Below are 17881 nucleotides of genomic sequence, written 5' to 3'. Positions count from 1 at the left end.
ATCGGGCCACCACTAGGGTCGTAAGGCGCTACGGTCACTTCGGTCATTACTTGCAAGCGGGGGCACGACGTGTTGACGATGCGGAACTGGTTCCGGGACACCACCGGCGGCCTCCCCACCACCTTCTGGTACCTGTGGACCGGCACCCTGATCAACAGGCTCGGCTCGTTCGTCCTCATCTTCCTCGCCATCTACCTGACCCAGGAACGCGGCTTCTCCGCCTCCCAGGCCGGCCTGGTGCTCGGCCTGTGGGGCGTCGGTGGCGCGGTCGGCACCACAGTCGGCGGCACCCTTGCCGACCGGTGGGGTCGCCGCCCGACGCTGTTCACCGCGCACGTCGGCGCGGCCGCCATGATGATCGCCCTCGGCCTGGCCCGGGACCTCTGGGCCGTGGCACTCGGCGCGCTGCTGCTCGGCATGTTCGCCGAGGCGGCCCGGCCCGCGTTCGGCGCCATGATGATCGACGTGGTGCCGGCGAAGGACCGGCTACGCGCCTTCTCGCTCAACTACTGGGCGATCAACCTGGGCTTCGCCTGCGCCGCCATCCTCGCCGGTCTCGCGGCGCAGGCCGACTACCTGCTGCTGTTCATGGTCGACGCGGCCACCATGCTGATCACCGCACTGATCATCTTCATCCGGGTGCCGGAGACCCGCAACGCCGGCCCGGTCGTCACGACCGCCAAGGCACCTCGTGGTGCGCTGCGCACGATCCTCGCCGACCGGGTCTTCCTCGGCTTCGTGGTGCTGAACCTGTTCGCCGCGCTCGTCTTCCTCCAGCACATCTCGATGCTGCCGATCGCCATGGGCGACTCCGGCCTGAGCCCGGCCACCTTCGGCTCGGTGATCGCGCTCAACGGCGTCCTGATCGTCGTTGGCCAGCTCTTCGTGCCCAGGCTGATCCGGGGCCGCAGCCGCTCGCACGTGCTCGCGCTGTCGGCCGTCGTGATGGGGGTCGGTTTCGGGCTTACCGCGTTCGCCGGCTCCGCCTGGTTCTACGGACTGACCGTGCTGATCTGGACGGTCGGCGAGATGCTCAACTCGCCGTCCAACGCGACCCTGATCGCCGAGTTGTCCCCGGCCGCGCTACGTGGGCGCTACCAGGGCGTGTTCGGGCTCTCCTGGCAGATCGCCGGAGCCAGCGCGCCGGTCCTCGGTGGTCTGGTACGCGAGCACGCCGGCAACTCCGCGCTCTGGCTCGGCTGCGCCGCGCTCGGTGTGCTGACGGCGGTGGCCCACCTGGTGTCCGGCCCGGCCCGGGAACGACGGGCCGACGCGTTGCGCCGTTCCGGGGCAGGGCTGGTGCCTGCCGACGCCCGACCGGCAGCACAGCCTGCCGAGGCGACGGCCTGACCGCGCTGTGACGAATCGCCCATGATCAGCAGTACGGCTGGCGCGAACGGACCCGACTTCCTACCGTCCCAGGGAAACGGTTAGGAAACTGAACTGTCGGGAGGTTGGGTGCACGCCCTTCGACGCTTGTGGAACGACGCCGCGGGCGGGCTTCCCGCCACCTTCTGGTATCTCTGGGCCGGCCTGCTCATCAACCGGGCCGGCGCGTTCGCCATGCTCTTCCTGTCGCTCTATCTCACCGACGCGCGGGGCGCCAGCGAGTCGCTGGCCGGGACAGTGGTCGGGGCGTACGGAGCGGGCGGGGCGGCAGGCGTGCTGCTCGGCGGGGTGCTTGCCGACCGGTGGGGCCGACGGTCCACCCTGCTCGCCGCCCACCTGGCCACCACCGCCCTGATGGTGGCGCTGGCCTTCAGCCGGCCCCTGCTGCTGATCGCGGTGCTGTCCGCGCTGGTAGGCGTGGTGCACTCGATGCCCAGCCCGGCGTTCGTCGCGGCGATCGTCGACGTGGTCCCCGCGCAGCGCCGCTCGCGTGCGTTCAACCTCCAGTTCTGGGCGTTCAACCTGGGCATGGCGGTGGCGTCGCTGCTCGCCGGGGTCCTGGCCGAGGCCAGCTTCACAGCACTGTTCCTGGTCGACGCGGGCGCCACGCTTACCGCAGCCGTCGTCATCGCCTGGAAGGTTCCGGAGACCCTGCGACGGGCCGCCCCGAGCGTCGACCTCCGACCACCGGCCACGGCAGCCCGGCGTCCCGGCCTGCGTACCGCGCTCATCGACCGGACCTTCCTGGTCTTCGTCGGGCTCACCTTCGTGCTGGCCGTACTCACCATGCAAACCTCGACGATCATGCCGCTGGCGATGCGCGCGGACGGCCTCGGCCCATCGGCGTACGGGCTGGTGGTGGCCCTGGGTGGCGCGCTGATCGTGCTGGGGCAACTGTTCGTGCCCCGGCTGATCGACAGGCACCGCAAGGACGTCGTCCTTGCGGTCTCGACCGCCCTGCTCGCTGTCGGTTTCGGTGTGCTGGCCGTGGCCGACGTGCTGGGTGTCTACCTGGCCGCCGCTGTCGTCTGGACGGTCGGCTCGATGCTCGCCGCCCCGCCCAACGCGCAGATCAACGCGGATCTGGCGCCACCGCAGCTTCGCGCCCGGTATCAGTCGGTCTTCTACCTGACGTTCCCGGCGGCGGCGTTCGTCGCACCCACGCTGGGCGGGGTGAGCCTGCAACACCTCGGCGACGGGCACTGGCTGATCGTGGGCGGGCTGGGCCTGCTTGCCGCACTCGGGCACCTGCTGGCCGGGCCGCCCCGGGAGCGGCACGTCGCCGCGCTGCGCCGGGCCGCCGGCCGGGAGCCGGCTCCGGCCGTGGACCACGCGCCGGCCGGGTGACCTCCCCGAACGGGGGTACGAAACACGCAAAGCGCCCACCATGTCCCGAAGGTCATGGTGGGCGCCCGCCGGTGGGGCCGGCGGCGGCGGGCAACACTCACCCCCGTAAGCATCGCCCGCTCACGCCGCCGGTCCAAACAGGTGGGCACCGTCCCCCAACGGTAGATCCACCCGTTCCTCGCATCTCGCCTGGTGCACGGACCTGATCGATCCGCCGCTCCCCCGAACGTTTCCAAGCGCGACGCGGTGCAATAAAGCTAGTTCGCCCGGATTCCGGATTCAACCCAACTGGGTGTCTCGCCCGTCACAACTGGCGGGTATCCCCCAGTTGGGGGTCACCGTCTCTGGCAACCGCCGCATACCCCTCGGGCATTCCCGCAAACACCTCAGCCGTCTTCCCGATCGGGTGACTCGGTCCGGAAGAAGTTGCTCTGCCGGCCGTCGCGCATCTGCTCCTGATAGATCAGGTTCAGCCGGCGCAGGTCGAAGGTGTGGAACCACTGGTCCCAGGTGATCTCGCGAATCTTGCTGCTCTCGCGGTAGCCGGGGATGTTGAAGGTCAACACACCCGCCCGACCGTCCCGCTCGGTGCCGGCGATGGTGGCCGGCTTCGCGCCCCGCTCCCGTGCCCAGCGCTGGATCACCTCGTGGTTCGCGGTGATCAGGCTGCGCCCCGGGCGCTCCGGCCGGTCCGCGATCGACGAGATCACCTGCGAGCTGCGGACCGACCGCCCGGTGCCCCGTCCGGTCCGGATGCCACCGGCCGCCGTACCGCCGCCGGCCGGACGGCTCGCGGCAGCACGCTTCGCGGGCGCCGCACGCTTGGCCGCCGGTCGCGCCGGTGCCTTACGCGCGGTACGGGCCGAGGACGTCTTCGCCCTGGCGGTCGACGTGGCTCCGGCGGACTTCCTTGCCGGGGCCGTCTTGCGCGCCGCCGCCGGCTTCGACGCGGCAGCAGCAGTGGTACGTGCCGCCGGCTTGCGCGCCGCAGCAGTGGTACGTGCCGCCGGCTTACGCGCGGCAGTCGTGGTACGCGCCGTCGTCGACTTCCGCGCGGCGGTCGTCTTCTTGGCGGCGGCCCGCTTCGCGGGAGCGCTCTTGTTGGCCGGCGCGGCCTTGGCGCGACTGGGCGCCGCCCTCGAAGCCGACTTCTTCGTCGCGGCGGCCCGACCGGCCGACGCCCTGCTGCCGGTGGCCCGACCAGCCGGGCCGGTGCTGCGCCGGGCCGCGCCACCGCGTTCGGATCGCAGCGAGCGCACCAACTGTTTCACAAGGTCGGGCTTGCGCAGTGCGGAGATCCCGGAGATCCCGCGTTTGCGCAACTGGCCCCGGATGTCGTCCACCCGCATCTGAGAGATCTCCGATTCGGAGACCCCTGGAGTATTCGGCGTCTGGTTGCCGGCCTGCCGTTTGGTCCTTGTCGCAGTCCCGCCGCGACCTGAGCTGTTCCGCTGAGCCATGGGATGCTCCGCTCCTCGACACTCCGTCCTCGGCGCGCGGGGGTCCCTGTGCCGTACCGCGCGGTGCGGCATACCCGTCAGGAGCAGTCCGAACCACAGACATCCGACCGACTGGAATCCGGGTCGTCAGGCCGGGCCGAAACGGGGTCAGGCTGGGCGGAAACGGGCGTCAGGCCGGGTCGGGACCGGTGCCGGACGGTTCGAAGAGGTGGGCGAAGGCGGCCAGGTTCGCTGTCGACTCGCCGCGCTTGACCCGCCACTCGTACTCGCGCCGGATCGAGCTGCCGAAGCCGATCTCCAGCATCGTGTCGAACGACTCGTCGGAGTACGTGAGCACCGCGCCGAGCAGCCGGTCCAACTCGTCGGCGTCCACGCCGGCCGGGTTGACCCGCCCGGTGAGATACACGTCGCCGACCTTGTCGGTGGAGAACGAGACGCCGTACATCCGGGCGTTGCGCTGCAACAGCCAGGCCCACAGTTCCTCGCGCCGTTCGTCGGGCTGGCGCATCACGAACGCCTCGATCCGCAGCGCGTGCTCCCCGACGATCAGGTTGCAGATCGTCTTGAGCTTGTGGGTGCCCGGCAGTGTCACCGCGTACGACCCGGGGCCTGTCGACTCCCAGGCCAGGTCACGCTCGGCGCACACCGACTCGATCAGGGACGCGAGATCGCTTTTCGGGCTCACCGCACCCACTCTACGACCGGTCGGGTCGGCGCACCCGACGAGAGCCGGTGCCCTCGATCACCAGGAGCAGGACAGCGCCGGATCGCCCGCCAGGTCGGCGGCGAGCCGTGCGCGGCGCGCGGCGACCGCCTCGCCGTACACGTCGAGCAGGCCCGAGACCGTGCGGTCCCAGGAGAAGTTCCGGGCGTGCTGTTCGGCGCCCCGGCCGAGCACCGCCCTGCGGGCCCGATCGGGAAGCAGGCGGGCCAGAGCGCGTGCCCAGTTCACCGGGTCGTGCCCGTCGATGAGCACCCCGCTCACCTGGTCCCGTACGGCGGTGACCAGCCCGCCGACGGCGGCGGCCAGCACCGGCGTACCGCAGGCCTGTGCCTCGAGCGCGACCAGCCCGAAGGATTCGTTGTGCGACGGCACCGCGACCAGGTCGGCGGCCCGGTACAGGGCCGGCAGGTCGTCGCCGGTCCGCGGCGGCAGGAAGCGGATCCGGTCGCTGACCCCCAGCGTGGCGGCCAGCTCGATCAGTGCCGTCGGCCGGTCCAGACCGCTGCCGCTGGGCCCTCCGCAGATCGCGACAGTCACCTGGTCGGCGAGGGCCGGGTCACGCTCGCGCAGCGCGGCGACCGCGCGGATCAGCACGTCCGGCGCCTTCAGCGGCTGGATCCGGCCGACGAAGGCCACCAGGTACCCGTCGACGGGCAGCCCGAGACGGCGACGGGCGGCCTGAGCTGCCGTGTGCCGGTCGCCGGGAACGGGCCGGAACCGTGCCAGGTCGACGCCGGGCTGCACGACGGCGACCTGACCGGGGTCGGCGTCGTACCGCTCGACCAGGTCGCGGGCCTCCACGCGGGTGTTTGCGACGAGACGGTCCGCCTCCGCGACCACCTGCTCCTCGCCGATCACCCGGGCCTTGGGCTCCGGCCGGTCACCGGCCGCCAACTGGGCGTTCTTGACCTTCGCCAGGGTGTGCGCGGTGTGCACCAGCGGCACTCCCCAGCGTTCCTTGGCCAGCCAGCCGACCTGCCCGGAGAGCCAGTAGTGGGAGTGGATCAGGTCGTAGTGGCCGGGCGGCCGGGACGCCTCGGCGCGCAGCACCCCTGCGGTGAAGGCGCAGAGCTGGCCGGGCAGTTCCTCCTTGGTGAGCCCTTCCAGGGGGCCGGAGGTGATGTGCCGGACCTGCACACCGGGGGCCATCTCGGTCACCGGGGGCAGGTCACCGGAGGTCGCTCGGGTGAAGATCTCCACCTCGACGTTGGCCTCGGCGAGCCGCCTGGCGACCTCCAGGATGTAGACGTTCATCCCGCCGGCGTCGCCCGTGCCGGGCTGGTGCAGTGGGGAGGTGTGTACGGACAGGGTGGCGATGCGACGCGGCCGGGGCCACGGTCGAGCACCTCGCTGACGACCGACACCGGTGTGCACTTCCGCCACGTCCGCTCCCTCTGCCACGGCCAACGTCGTCTCGCACGACCGGCGCATCTCGGTCAACCTGTACGCCGGATGTCATCTTCCCCACCCGACCATGGAAATTCGTCGGCACGGGCCCTGGGCGTGACGGACCTCATCACGGCGCCCGTGTCGACGCCGGACCGGAGCGGAGCGGACGGGCGCGCGACAATGACCGGATGACAGCTGTCGCCATCGTCACCGGAGCGTCCAGCGGGATCGGGGCGGCCACCGCCCGCCGCCTCGCCGCCGACGGTTTCCACGTGCTCGCCGCCGCCCGCCGCACCGACCGACTCACCGGTCTGGTCGCCGAGATCACTGCCGCCGGCGGTCAGGCAACCGCAGTGACCTGCGACGTCACCTCGGACGAGTCGGTGGCCGGGCTCGCCGAGGCGGCGGCGCGGGCACCTGGGCCGGTCACCCTGCTTGTCAACAACGCCGGCGGCGCGCGCGGTCTGGACCCGGTGGAGTCCGGCTCCGTCGCCGACTGGCAGTGGATGTACGACGTGAACGTGCTCGGCACGCTGCGGGTGACCCAGGCGCTGCTGCCGGCGCTGGAGGCGTCCGGCTCGGGGACCATCGTGGTGGTCTCCTCCACTGCCGGGCTGACCGTGTACGAGGGCGGTGGCGGCTACACAGCGGCGAAGCACGCGCAGACCGCCATCGCGGGAACGCTGCGGCTGGAGCTGTGCGGCCGGCCGCTGCGGGTGATCGAGATCGACCCGGGGATGGTGAAGACCGACGAGTTCGGGCTGGTCCGTTTCGAGGGCGACGCGGACCGGGCGGCAGCCGTCTACGCAGGTGTTCCGGATCCGCTTGTCGCCGAGGACGTGGCGGACTGCATCGCCTGGTGCGCCACCCGACCCGAGCATGTGAACGTGGATCGGCTGGTGGTCCGGCCGCGGGCGCAGGCCGCGCAGCACAAGGTGCACCGCGTCAACCCGTGAGGCGCACGGTCGTCGGGAGGTCACGATGAGCGGGACGGCGCGACGCCGGCCGCTCGGCGTCGTCACCCGGGGCACCACGAACCCGAACCGGCTCCGCCGGGTGGACAACTGGATCGTGGCCACCTGTGCCGACCGGCTGCGGGCTGCGGCCGACCCGCTCGTGGTCGATCTCGGCTTCGGCGCCACAGCGGTGACCGCCGTGGAGCTGCGGGCACGGTTGGCCGCAGGCGTCCGTCCGGACGTACGCCTGGTCGGGCTGGAGATCGATCCGGCCCGGGTGGCAGCCGCGACACCGGCCGCCGACCCGCCGGGCCTGACCTTCGCCCGGGGTGGCTTCGAGCTGGCCGGGCTGCGGCCGGTGCTGGTCCGCGCGTTCAACGTCCTGCGACAGTACGACGAGCGCGAGGTGCCCGAGGCGTGGCGGACGATGGCCGACGCCCTCGCCCCTGGCGGCGCGCTCGTCGAGGGCACCTGTGACGAGCTGGGCCGGCTCGCGAGCTGGCTGCTGATCGACGCCGAGGGCCCGCAGACGCTGACACTGGCCGCGAAACTCACGACCCTGGGCAGCCCCGCCGAGCTGGCCGAACGACTGCCCAAGGCGTTGATCCACCGAAACGTCCCCGGTGAGCCGGTGTACGACCTGATCGGCGCGTTGGACGACGCCTGGCGTGCCGCCGCCCCCTATGCGCCGTTCGGGCCGCGTCAACGGTGGCTGCGGGCCGTGGCCCAGTTGCGGGAGACGGGCTGGCCCGTCCTGCACGGCCCGCGCCGATGGCGCCACGGCGAGCTGACCCTCCCCTGGCCACCGCCCGGCTGACGGCCGGCCACGCCGAGACGCGGTTGTCAGAAGGCGCAGTTGATGAGGACCGGTTCGGGGTGCAGTGTCACGCCGAAGCGGGCGTGCACCGCATCGCGGATGGTGCCGGCCAGGGTGAGCAGGTCGCTGGTGCTGGCGGTGCCGCTGCGGTTGGTGAGGGCGAGGGTGTGCTTGCCGGAGATGGCGACACCACCCGGGCCGGGGTGCCCCTTCTCGAAGCCCGCCTTGTCGATCAGCCAGGCGGCGCTCACCTTTACGGTGTCGTCGCGTCCGGGCCAGGCCGGTGGTTCGCCCAGGTCGGTGGCGCGTTCCCGGAGCAGCTCGTACGTCGCCCGGTCGAGCACCGGGTTGGTGAAGAAGGAGCCGACCGAGCGGGTGTCCGGGTCGGCCGCGTCGAGCACCATGCCCTTACCGGCGCGCAGTCGCAGCACCGCTGCCCGAGCGTCGGCAAGCGGCACCTGGTCGCCCACCTCGACACCGAGCGCCCGGGCCAACTCGGCGTAGCGCACCGGGCCGGAGAGCGGTGACCGGGTGAGCCGGAAGTCGACCGACAGCACGATCCAGCGGTCCTGGTACTTGAAGATGCTGCCCCGGTAGGCGAAGCCGCATTCGCCGGCCGGGATCATCTGGCGGGTGCCCTCGGCGCGGTCGTACACCTCGACCCCGGTGATCGTCTCGGCGACCTCCTGGCCGTACGCGCCGACGTTCTGGATCGGGGTGGCCCCTGTCGCGCCAGGGATGCCGGAGAGGCATTCCAGGCCGGACCAGCCGTTGGCGACTGTGGCGGCGACCAGGTCGTCCCACGGCTCGCCGGCTTCGACGCGTACGGTGACGGTTTCGGTGTCCTCGGCGACGACCCGCAGGCCCCGGGAGCGCACAAGCACGACGGTGCCGGGGAAGCCGGCGTCACCGATCACCACGTTGCTGCCGCCGGCCAGGACCAGGACCGGTTCGCCCGCGTCCTGGACCGCCCGGACGAGTTCGTCGGCGTCCTCCGCCGCTACGATTCGCCTGGCCGGCCCGCCCATCCGCAGCGTGGTGTGGTGGGCCAGTGGAACCGGGATGGCACGATCGGTTTCGGTTGTCGGCTGGGCATAGGCGTCTGACACGTATCTCACCTTAGGCTGATGTGCAGCCGCAGCACCCATTGGTCGCTCGGCACCCCCGGGAGGATGGCGATGAGCAGACTGCAGGGCAGCAAGGATTTCTGGATTGGGGCACTCCGGACCGAGGGTCCGGCCTTCGCTGCGGCGGTCGCCGAGGCGCCGCCGGAGACACCCGTGCTGTCCTGTCCCGGCTGGACGGTCGGTGATCTCACTCTGCACCTCGCCGGCATCTACCTCTGGGTGGGTTCGTTCGTCGGGTCGGGCGAGACGAGCGCGCCGCCGCCGCGCCCGGAACGGCCGGAGATGCCGCCGGGTGTGAGCCCGCTCCAGCTCTGGCAACAGGGGTACGACCAGCTGATCACCCGGTTCGACGGGCTCGACCCGGAGGCGCCGGCGTGGAACTGGGCGCCGCAGCCGAAGAGGGCGGGCTTCTGGCCACGCCGGATGGCGCACGAGACGGCGGTGCACCGCTGGGACGCCCAGCTCGCCATCGCCTCCGGTGAGCCGATCGAGGCGAAGCTTGCGGCCGACGGGGTGAGCGAGGTGCTGGACACCTGGCTGCCCGCGGGCCGGCGGCGGACGCCTGGCGACTGGCACGGCGTGGTGCAGCTGACGTCGACCGACGCGGAGCAGCAGTGGTATCTGCGGCTGCGCGGCGAGGGGGTGGCGCTGCTGGACACGGCGACCATCTTCGACCACGACGACCATCACGCCCGTGCGCAGGTCAGCGGCACCGCGAGCGACCTGCTGCTGGCGCTCTGGGGCCGGGTCAGCTTCGAAACACTCGACGTGGCCGGGGATCGCGCGCTGTTGGAGGGCTTGCGTACCAGCTGATCTGGTAACGAGCCGAACCGGCTCGACGAGGGCGTCACCCGACGGGGTGGCGCCCTCGTCGCATGTCGGGATCGATTCGGATAATCGAGAGAGCGCTCTCTTGACAGCGGGTCGAGGACCCACCACCCTGTCGTGAGAGCGCTCTCTTGGCTATCGCCATCACCTCACCACCTTGAGAGAGGTCCATATCCCATGGCTGTCTTCCCACGCCGCCGCCTCGCCGCAGTGGCCCTCGCCGCCGCCACCGCCCTCCTCGTCACCGCCGGCTGCGGCGGCGGCGACGACGCCGAAGGAGACGGGCCGATCACGCTGACCGTCGACGTCTTCGGCCAGTTCGGCTACGAAGAGCTCTACAAGGAGTACATGGCCGCGAACCCCGGCGTGAAGATCGTCGAGCGGGGCACCGGCACCAACCTCGACGAATACTCACCGAAGCTGACCCAGTGGCTCGCCGCCGGCCGAGGCGCCGGTGACGTGGTGGCCATCGAGGAAGGCCTCATGGTCGAGTACAAGGCGAACCCCAACAACTTCGTCAACCTGCTGGACCACGGCGCCGCCGACCTCAAGGGCAACTTCCTGGAGTGGAAGTGGAACGCCGGCCTGACCGCCGACGGCAAGCAGCTCATCGGCCTCGGCACCGACGTCGGCGGCATCGCCATGTGCTACCGCAAGGACCTGTTCGAGAAGGCCGGCCTGCCCACCGAGCGCGACGCCGTCTCCAAGCTGTGGCCGACCTGGCAGGACTACATCGCCACCGGCGAGAAGTTCGTCGCGGCCAAGACCGGGGCGTCCTTCCTCGACGCGGCCACCAACACGTTCAACACCATCCTGCTTCAGACCGCAGGCAACACCACCGGCTACAGCTACTACGACACCAGCGACAACCTGGTCGTCGACAGCAACCCGGCCATCCGGCAGGCCTGGGACACCACTATGGACATCGTCGACTCGGGCCTCTCCGGCAAGTACGGCTCCTGGTCCGAGGAGTGGGTGTCCGCCTTCAAGCAGTCGAAGTTCGCCACAATCGCCTGCCCCGCCTGGATGACCGGGGTCATCGAGAGCAACGCCGGCGCCGGCGCCCAGGGCAAGTGGGACATCGCCAAGGTGCCCGGCAACGGCGGGAACTGGGGCGGCTCGCACCTCGCCGTGCCCAAGCAGAGCAAGCACCAGGCCGAGGCGATCGCGCTTGCCAAGTTCCTGACCAGCGCCAAGGGCCAGATCGGCGCGTTCAAGGCCAAGGGTCCGCTGCCCTCCTCGCCGCAGGCGCTCGACGACCCGGCGATCTCCGGCGCGAGCAACACGTACTTCTCCGGAGCGCCCATCGGCACGATCTTCGGCGCGGGCGCGAAGAGCCTCAAGCCTGTCTACATGGGGCCCAAGAACCAGGCCGTACGCACCGAGGTGGAGAACGCCGTGCGGACCGTGGAACTGGGTCAGCGCAGCCCGGCGCAGGGCTGGACGGACGCGGTGAACAACGCCAAGAAGGCCGCCGCCAAGTAGCCCGAACGAGCGTGTGTGCGGGTCTCCGGCACCGGAGGCCCGCACGCACGGCGAAAGGAGTTCCCGGGCATGACCGTCCAGCTCGACGCCCGCCCGCCGGCCGTACCGGCAGCCGGGCCCCGCCGCCGATCGACGGGTCGGCTCAGCCGGCTCGACACCCGCTACTCGCCGTACCTCTACATTGCCCCGTTCTTCCTGCTCTTCGCGGTCTTCGGGGCCTACCCGCTGGTGTACACCTTCTGGGTTTCGCTGCACGACTGGGACCTGCTCGGCACCGACCACCCGTTCGTCGGCGCGGAGAACTACACCCAACTGCTCGCCGACGCCGACTTCTGGCACGCACTCGTCAACACGATGGGCATCTTCGTGATCTCCACCGTTCCGCAGTTGCTCGCCGCGCTCTGGCTGGCCAACCTGCTGAACCGGGGGCTGCGCGGGCGTACCGGCTGGCGGATGGCGGTGCTCGTCCCGAACGTCACCTCCACGGCGGCCGTGGCGATCGTGTTCGGAGTGCTCTTCGGCCGCGAGTTCGGCATGATCAACTGGGTGCTCGACCTGGTCGGCGTGGACGCGATCGAGTGGAAATCCAACCGGCTCGCCTCCTGGGTGGCCATCTCCACAATGGTCGACTGGCGATGGACCGGCTACAACGCGCTGATCCTCCTGGCCGCGATGCAGGCCATCCCCCGCGACCTGTACGAGGCGGCGGCGATCGACGGCGCCAGCCGGGCCCGACAGTTCTGGTCGGTCACCGTGCCGATGCTCAAACCGACGATCCTCTTCTGCACCATCATCGCCACCATCGGCGGGTTGCAGCTCTTCACGGAGCCCCGGATGTTCAACTCCGGCACCAACCCGATCCGCGGTGGGCCACTGCGGGAGTCGCAGACGCTGACCATGTACATGTTCGAGAACGCATTCGCGCCGCACTACAACTTCGGGTACGGGTCGGCCGTCGCCTGGCTGCTCTTCGCGCTCATCGCTGTCGTCGCGGCCGTCAACGTGCTGGTGCTGCGCCGGCTGGGCGGTTCCCGGCCGGGCGCCCGGAAGGGAGTCAACCGATGAGCCGCCTCTGGCGGGCCAGCCCGCTCACCTACCTGGCCCTCGTGGTCGCCGCCGGCCTGTCGGTCTTTCCGATCTGGTGGATGTTCGTCGTCGCCAGCCGCACGAACGACGCGATGGGCCAACTGCCGCCACCGATCACCCCCGGCGGCAACCTCGGCGCCAACATCTCCCGCCTCTTCGACAACGCCGACGCTTACTTCCTTACCGGCCTGATCAACTCGACGGTCGTGGCCACCACCGTGACCGTCTCCGTGGTGTTCTTCTCCAGCCTGGCCGGCTTCGCCTTCGCGAAACTGCGGTTCCGGGGTCGCAACGCGCTGCTGCTGGTGATCATCGCGACGATGATGGTGCCGACCCAGCTCGGCGTGATTCCGCTCTACATGCTCATGAGCAAGCTCCAGTGGAACGACCGGCTGCCCGCCGTGATCGTCCCGGTGCTTGTCACCGGGTTCGGGGTGTTCATGATGCGGCAGTACGCCGGCCAGGCGATCAGCGACGAACTGATCGAGGCGGCCCGGATGGACGGCTGCGGGACCGCCCGGATCTGGTGGCACGTGGTGGTGCCCGCGCTGCGCCCGGCCGCCGCCGTCCTCGGTCTGCTCACGTTCATGACCACCTGGAACGACTTCCTGTGGCCGTACGCTGTGCTGAACGACCCGGCGAACCCCACCGTGCAGCTCTCCCTGCGAGCGCTGTCGGACGGCTACTACCAGGACATGTCGCAGGTGTTCACCGGGACGGCCATCGCGACGCTGCCCCTACTGCTGGTCTTCGTGCTGTTCGGGCGGCAGATCATCGGTGGGATCATGGAAGGTGCGGTCAAGGCGTGAACGAACTCCGATTTCCCGAGCATTTCCTCTGGGGAGCGGCCACCGCCGCGTACCAGATCGAGGGCGCGGCCCACGACGACGGACGCGGCCCGTCCATCTGGGACACCTTCAGCCGCACACCCGGCAAGGTTTACCAGGGCCACACCGGCGACGTCGCCTGCGACCACTACCACCGGTACGCCGACGACGTGGCGATCATGGCCGAGCTGGGATTGCGGGCGTACCGGTTCTCGGTCGCCTGGCCCCGGATCCAGCCCGACGGCACCGGCCCGGTCAACACGCGCGGGCTGGACTTCTACGACCGGCTGACCGACACCCTCCTCGCCCGGGGAATCGATCCGATCATCACTCTCTACCACTGGGACCTGCCGCAGTCCCTCGGCGACCGTGGTGGCTGGACCAACCGGGACACCGCCGAGCACTTCGCCACGTACGCCACAGCCGTGTACGGCCGCCTCGGCGACCGGGTGGACGTGTGGACCACGCTCAACGAGCCGTGGTGCTCGGCGTACCTCGGCTACGGCAACGGTGTGCACGCTCCGGGTGAACAGGACCCGGCGGCGGCGTTCACCGCCGTACACCATCTGCTGCTCGGGCACGGCCTGGCGGCGCGGGCGCTGCGGTCGGCCGGGGCACGCAGCGTCGGCATCACGCTCAATCCGGCCGACGTGCGGCCGGCGGATCCGCAGAGCGCTGCCGACGCCGCAGCGGTCCGCCTGGTCGACGGCCTGCACAACCGGATCTTCCTGGACCCGTTGCTGGCCGGCGGCTACCCGGACGACGTACGGGAGCATGTGGCCCGCATCGTCGAGCCGACGTTCATCCGCGACGGCGACGAGAAGCTGATCGCCGCCCCGATCGACCTGCTCGGGATCAACTACTACCAGCCCGGCTACGTCGCCGGCCGGCCCGACGGCGAGGGCAACCCCGCGTACCCGGGCACCGAGGGCGCTGTGCACTTCCTGCCGCCGACCGGGCCGCTCACCGACATGGGTTGGATGATCGAGCCCGCCGGACTGACCCGTCTCCTCGAACGGATCGCCACCGACTATCCCGGGGTGCCACTGCTCATCACCGAGAACGGCGCGGCGTTTCCCGACAAGCCAGGCGTCGAGCAGGCCGGTGGGCCTGGGCAGGTGATCGACACCGACCGGATCGCGTACCTCGACGGGCACCTGCGCGCCGCTCACGAAGCGATCTCCCGGGGCGTGGACCTGCGCGGTTATCTCGTATGGTCATTCCTGGACAACTTCGAGTGGGCGGAGGGCTACCGCAAGCGGTTCGGGATCGTGCACGTCGACTACCTGACCCAGCGGCGCACACCGAAGGCCAGCGCCCGGTGGTACCAGGAGGTGATCTCCCGGAACGGGCTGTGACGAGCGGGGGTGGGGAGTCGCGATGACGACGGCGCAACGGCCGACGTTGGAAGCGGTGGCGGCACGGGCCGGTGTGTCCCGGGCCACCGTCTCCCGGGTGGTCAACGGCTCCACCACCGTCGCCGAGCCCATCCGGGAGGCCGTCAACCGGGCCGTCGCCGAACTGGGGTACGTGCCCAACCTGGCCGCCCGCAGCCTGGTCACCCAACGCACCGACTCGATCGCGCTTGTCATGCCGGAGGCGGCCACCCGGGTCTTCTCCGACGACCAGGTGTTTCCCGGCATCATCCGCGGCGTCAGCCAGGAGTTGGAGACCGCCGACAAGCAGCTCGTGCTGATGCTTGCCGGCTCCCCCGCCGGGCACCACCGGGTCGAACGGTTCACCACCGGCCGGCACGTCGACGGGGTGCTCTTCGCCTCGCTGCACGGCGCCGATCCGCTGCCCGGGACGCTGGCCCGGCTCGGCATCCCGGTGGTGTGCAGCGGCCGACCGCTCGGCGACGTGCCGGTGCCGTACGTGGACGTCGACCACGTCGGTGGCGTCACCGCAGCCGTACGCCACCTGATCGACAGCGGTCGGCGGCGGATCGCCACGATCGCCGGCCCACAGGACATGGTCGCCGGCATCGAACGGCTCCGCGGCTACCGGGAGACGGTCGCCGCCGCCGGCCTGCCCGAGCTGATCGCCGTCGGTGACTTCACAAGGGAATCCGGTGCGGAGGCCACGCGCCGGCTGCTCAGCGAGCACCCCGACATGGACGCCGTGTTCGCCGCCTCCGACCTGATGGCGCACGCGGCCCTGCGGACGCTTCGCGAGGCCGGGCGGCAGGTGCCGGAGGACGTGGCGGTGGTCGGTTTCGACGACATCGAGACCGCCGCGTACACCGAGCCGCCGCTGACCACCGTCCGGCAGCCCATTGTGGAGATCGGTCGCCAGATGACCCGGCAGCTGCTCCGGCTGGCCGCCGGCGAGACCATCGAGCAGGCGATCATGCTCCCCACCGAGCTGATCCTGCGCGAATCGGCCTGACCGCCCGCCCACCGCACCCCAAGATCCGCACAACCGCCTGCGACCGGGGTCGACAGAGCGGTTAATCCATCGCTCTGGTGCTCGATCCTCGCTAGCCTCGCCGACATGCCGGATGCCGTCGCGCTGCTGCACGTCCCCGCTCTCTCCCGCGTCGCCGAGTACGCGTACGCGGCCACCGTCGAGTCGCCCGCCCGGCTGGTGTTCACCGCCGGCGCGTGCCCGCTGGACGCCGACGGGCGTACCGTCGCGCCCGGTGACCACGCGGCGCAGGCGCGGCAGGTGATGGCGAACCTGGAGGCCGCACTCGCGGCAGCCGGCGCCGCCCTCACCGACGTGGTCAAGACCACCGTCTACGTGGCGTCCTCCCGGCAGGCGGATCTGGTGACCGCCTGGGAGGTCGTGCGGGACCGCTTCGGCGACCACGACCCGCCAAGCACCCTGCTGGGGGTCGCCGTGCTCGGCTACACCGACCAGCTCGTCGAGGTCGAGGCCGTCGCCGCCGTACGGACGGGGGCCTGACGTGCGGATCCGCGTGGCGCAGCCGGACGACGCACCGACCGTGGTGGCGCTGCGGGCGACGGTCTACCCGTACCTGGTGCGCGGGGTCGAGTCCACCCGCAAGATGATCGCCGAGCCACCGCCCACCCCGGGCTGGACCGCCCTGGTGGCCGAGGTCGACGGCCAGGTGGTCGGCTGGGTGACCGCTGAGCGCGACAACTCGACGTCAACGGCGAACTTCGGCAACATCAACCTGCTGCACGTCCACCCCGGGCACCGGCGGCGCGGCATCGGCACCGCGCTGCTGGCCGCCGCGACCGGGCACCTCGTCCCGCTGGGCGTCCGCCGGGTCCGGGCCTGGGCGCAGCCGGAGGCGCTGCCCTTCGCCCGCCGGCACGGCTTCGAGCCGAGCCGGGAGATGCGGTACTCGGCACTCGACCTCGACTCGCTGCCCGCGCTTCCCGACCCACCTCCGGGGGTACGCCTGCGCCCGATCGCCGAGGTGGACCCGCATCTGATCTACGCGGCGGACGTGGCGGCGGCCGTCGACGAACCGGGCGACGTGCCGGTGGACGCGATGAGCTACCAGAGCTGGCAGTACGACGTGTGGGACAACGTCGGGCTGGACAAGATGGCCAGCACTGCCGCCGAGGTCGACGGCGAGGTGGCCGCCTTCAGTCTGGTGAAGCGGGACGGTGACCGGATGTGGTCGGACTTCACCGCTAGTGTCCCGGTGTACCGGGGTCGAGGGCTTGCCCGGCTGGCCAAGACGGCGGCGCTGCACCTGGCCGCCGCTGCGGGCGTCCGTGTGGCGTACACGTCGAACGACGAGGCGAACGCGCCGATGCTGGCGATCAACGCCCGGTTGGGTTACCGGCCGGTCGCGGCCCAGTGGTCCTGCCTTGCCGACCTGATCTGACGTCGGGTGCGGCGGCCGGGCCTCAGGCGCTGTCGCGGTCGAGGTACGGGCTGAGGAGTTCGCGGCCGAGGCGCGTCGCTGCCCGCAGGGAAAGCCCTCCCTCGATCATCCGGCTGAGGGCGTAGACGATCGACTGGACAAGTTCGGCCATCCGGACCGGGTCCGAGGAGCCGTGGTCGGTGAGCGCGGTGCGCAGCGGGGCTTCCAGGCGGTCGTGCATGAGTCGGCTGGAGCTGGCGAGTGCCTCACTGCTGCTCGCCGACGCCAGGGCGCGGGCCAGAGCGTGATCGCCCCGGGCAACCAGTTGCAGGTTGGAATCCACGTACGCCTGGATCTTCTGCCCGGGTGTCGTGGCGGCGTCCATGCGCTTCTCGACGTAGGCCGACCAGCGGGGGAACGTGTCGGTGACCAGGGCGTCGAACATGTCGGCGCGGGACTTGAAGTAGGAGTAGACGCTGGAGCGGGCGAGGCCGGCGTGCTGGGCGACCTCGGCCAGGCCGGGGATCCGCTCGGGGTGTTCTGACAGCAGGGTGCGGGCCGCGTCGAGCAAGGCGGCGCGTTGGGATGCCCGGTGCTCGGCGACGGTCGGAGCCTGGATCTTCGGCACGCCGTCCTCCCTGTTCCGGATGGACGTGACCTTC

General features: G+C 70.9%; 17 protein-coding genes. 12 read left to right on the top strand and 5 right to left on the bottom strand.

Going from position 1 to position 17881, the window contains the following annotated elements; genetic code table 11:
* Positions 1 to 69: 69 nt before the first annotated feature.
* A complete protein-coding gene (locus ACPXB1_RS10255) occupies positions 70 to 1350 on the top strand; it encodes an MDR family MFS transporter (protein ID WP_425735116.1) in 1281 nt (426 codons plus the stop codon).
* 108 nt (positions 1351 to 1458) lie between these two features.
* A complete protein-coding gene (locus tag ACPXB1_RS10250; RefSeq protein WP_425735115.1) occupies positions 1459 to 2736 on the top strand; it encodes an MFS transporter in 1278 nt (425 codons plus the stop codon).
* Between the two features lie 386 nt (positions 2737 to 3122).
* Here the strand turns inward: ACPXB1_RS10250 and ACPXB1_RS10245 are convergent, their stop codons facing one another.
* From ACPXB1_RS10245 to mshA, 3 genes are all read right to left on the bottom strand, one after another.
* Positions 3123 to 3986 (bottom strand): hypothetical protein, encoded by an 864-nt coding sequence (locus ACPXB1_RS10245; RefSeq protein WP_425735151.1) that lies wholly within the window; start codon positions 3984 to 3986, stop codon positions 3123 to 3125.
* Between the two features lie 379 nt (positions 3987 to 4365).
* Complete coding sequence (locus ACPXB1_RS10240) at positions 4366 to 4881, bottom strand: YbjN domain-containing protein (protein WP_355589644.1); 516 nt, start codon at positions 4879 to 4881, stop codon at positions 4366 to 4368.
* A gap of 57 nt (positions 4882 to 4938) precedes the next feature.
* Complete coding sequence (mshA, locus tag ACPXB1_RS10235; protein ID WP_355589646.1) at positions 4939 to 6303, bottom strand: D-inositol-3-phosphate glycosyltransferase; 1365 nt, start codon at positions 6301 to 6303, stop codon at positions 4939 to 4941.
* A gap of 194 nt (positions 6304 to 6497) precedes the next feature.
* Between mshA and ACPXB1_RS10230 the strand changes: the two genes are divergently transcribed.
* Positions 6498 to 7265 (top strand): SDR family oxidoreductase, encoded by a 768-nt coding sequence (locus ACPXB1_RS10230; RefSeq protein WP_355589648.1) that lies wholly within the window; start codon positions 6498 to 6500, stop codon positions 7263 to 7265.
* Between the two features lie 25 nt (positions 7266 to 7290).
* Positions 7291 to 8082 carry a class I SAM-dependent methyltransferase gene (locus tag ACPXB1_RS10225; RefSeq protein ID WP_355589650.1) on the top strand — a complete coding sequence of 264 codons (792 nt, stop codon included), beginning with the start codon at positions 7291 to 7293 and terminating at the stop codon, positions 8080 to 8082.
* Positions 8083 to 8108: 26 nt separating this feature from the next.
* Here ACPXB1_RS10225 and ACPXB1_RS10220 read toward each other — a convergent pair whose 3' ends face one another.
* Positions 8109 to 9191: a UDP-N-acetylmuramate dehydrogenase gene (locus ACPXB1_RS10220; protein WP_355589652.1), complete on the bottom strand. Its 1083-nt coding sequence runs from the start codon at positions 9189 to 9191 to the stop codon at positions 8109 to 8111.
* Between the two features lie 69 nt (positions 9192 to 9260).
* Here ACPXB1_RS10220 and ACPXB1_RS10215 point away from each other — a divergent pair, with 69 nt between their 5' ends.
* From ACPXB1_RS10215 to ACPXB1_RS10180, 8 genes are all read left to right on the top strand, one after another.
* Positions 9261 to 10022, top strand: coding sequence for a maleylpyruvate isomerase family mycothiol-dependent enzyme (locus ACPXB1_RS10215; protein ID WP_355589654.1), 762 nt, complete (start codon positions 9261 to 9263; stop codon positions 10020 to 10022).
* Between the two features lie 192 nt (positions 10023 to 10214).
* Positions 10215 to 11522, top strand: coding sequence for an ABC transporter substrate-binding protein (locus tag ACPXB1_RS10210; protein ID WP_355589656.1), 1308 nt, complete (start codon positions 10215 to 10217; stop codon positions 11520 to 11522).
* Positions 11523 to 11591: 69 nt separating this feature from the next.
* Positions 11592 to 12587 carry a carbohydrate ABC transporter permease gene (locus ACPXB1_RS10205; RefSeq protein ID WP_425735114.1) on the top strand — a complete coding sequence of 332 codons (996 nt, stop codon included), beginning with the start codon at positions 11592 to 11594 and terminating at the stop codon, positions 12585 to 12587.
* Positions 12584 to 13417, top strand: coding sequence for a carbohydrate ABC transporter permease (locus ACPXB1_RS10200; RefSeq protein WP_355589660.1), 834 nt, complete (start codon positions 12584 to 12586; stop codon positions 13415 to 13417). Before ACPXB1_RS10205 ends, ACPXB1_RS10200 begins: the two co-directional genes overlap by 4 nt.
* On the top strand, positions 13414 to 14793 hold the full coding sequence (locus ACPXB1_RS10195; RefSeq protein WP_355589662.1) for a GH1 family beta-glucosidase: 1380 nt from the start codon (positions 13414 to 13416) through the stop codon (positions 14791 to 14793). Before ACPXB1_RS10200 ends, ACPXB1_RS10195 begins: the two co-directional genes overlap by 4 nt.
* 22 nt (positions 14794 to 14815) lie before the next feature.
* A complete protein-coding gene (locus ACPXB1_RS10190) occupies positions 14816 to 15823 on the top strand; it encodes a LacI family DNA-binding transcriptional regulator (RefSeq protein WP_425735113.1) in 1008 nt (335 codons plus the stop codon).
* Positions 15824 to 15928: 105 nt separating this feature from the next.
* Entirely contained in the window at positions 15929 to 16342 is a 414-nt protein-coding gene (locus tag ACPXB1_RS10185) for a RidA family protein (protein WP_425735112.1), read from the top strand.
* 1 nt (position 16343) lies between these two features.
* A complete protein-coding gene (locus ACPXB1_RS10180; protein WP_425735111.1) occupies positions 16344 to 17240 on the top strand; it encodes a GNAT family N-acetyltransferase in 897 nt (298 codons plus the stop codon).
* A gap of 22 nt (positions 17241 to 17262) precedes the next feature.
* Here ACPXB1_RS10180 and ACPXB1_RS10175 read toward each other — a convergent pair whose 3' ends face one another.
* The gene (locus ACPXB1_RS10175; RefSeq protein ID WP_425735110.1) at positions 17263 to 17847 is read right to left on the bottom strand and encodes a TetR/AcrR family transcriptional regulator; all 585 of its coding nucleotides are present in this window, start codon (positions 17845 to 17847) and stop codon (positions 17263 to 17265) included.
* Positions 17848 to 17881 lie beyond the last annotated feature (34 nt).

This window comes from Micromonospora sp. DT68 (assembly GCF_049847245.1).
GTDB lineage: Bacteria > Actinomycetota > Actinomycetes > Mycobacteriales > Micromonosporaceae > Micromonospora > Micromonospora profundi.
The sequence above is the reverse complement of the archived record's forward strand: the minus strand, read 5'-3'. Positions and strand labels throughout refer to the sequence as shown.

Bases quoted from the DNA above. Each gene is read 5' to 3' on its own strand.
- ACPXB1_RS10230 (WP_355589648.1), top strand. From the start codon at position 6,498: ATGACAGCTGTCGCCATCGTCACCGGAGCGTCCAGCGGGATCGGGGCG.
- ACPXB1_RS10225 (WP_355589650.1), top strand. From the start codon at position 7,291: ATGAGCGGGACGGCGCGACGCCGGCCGCTCGGCGTCGTCACCCGGGGC.
- ACPXB1_RS10215 (WP_355589654.1), top strand. From the start codon at position 9,261: ATGAGCAGACTGCAGGGCAGCAAGGATTTCTGGATTGGGGCACTCCGG.
- ACPXB1_RS10210 (WP_355589656.1), top strand. From the start codon at position 10,215: ATGGCTGTCTTCCCACGCCGCCGCCTCGCCGCAGTGGCCCTCGCCGCC.
- ACPXB1_RS10205 (WP_425735114.1), top strand. From the start codon at position 11,592: ATGACCGTCCAGCTCGACGCCCGCCCGCCGGCCGTACCGGCAGCCGGG.
- ACPXB1_RS10200 (WP_355589660.1), top strand. From the start codon at position 12,584: ATGAGCCGCCTCTGGCGGGCCAGCCCGCTCACCTACCTGGCCCTCGTG.
- ACPXB1_RS10190 (WP_425735113.1), top strand. From the start codon at position 14,816: ATGACGACGGCGCAACGGCCGACGTTGGAAGCGGTGGCGGCACGGGCC.
- ACPXB1_RS10185 (WP_425735112.1), top strand. From the start codon at position 15,929: ATGCCGGATGCCGTCGCGCTGCTGCACGTCCCCGCTCTCTCCCGCGTC.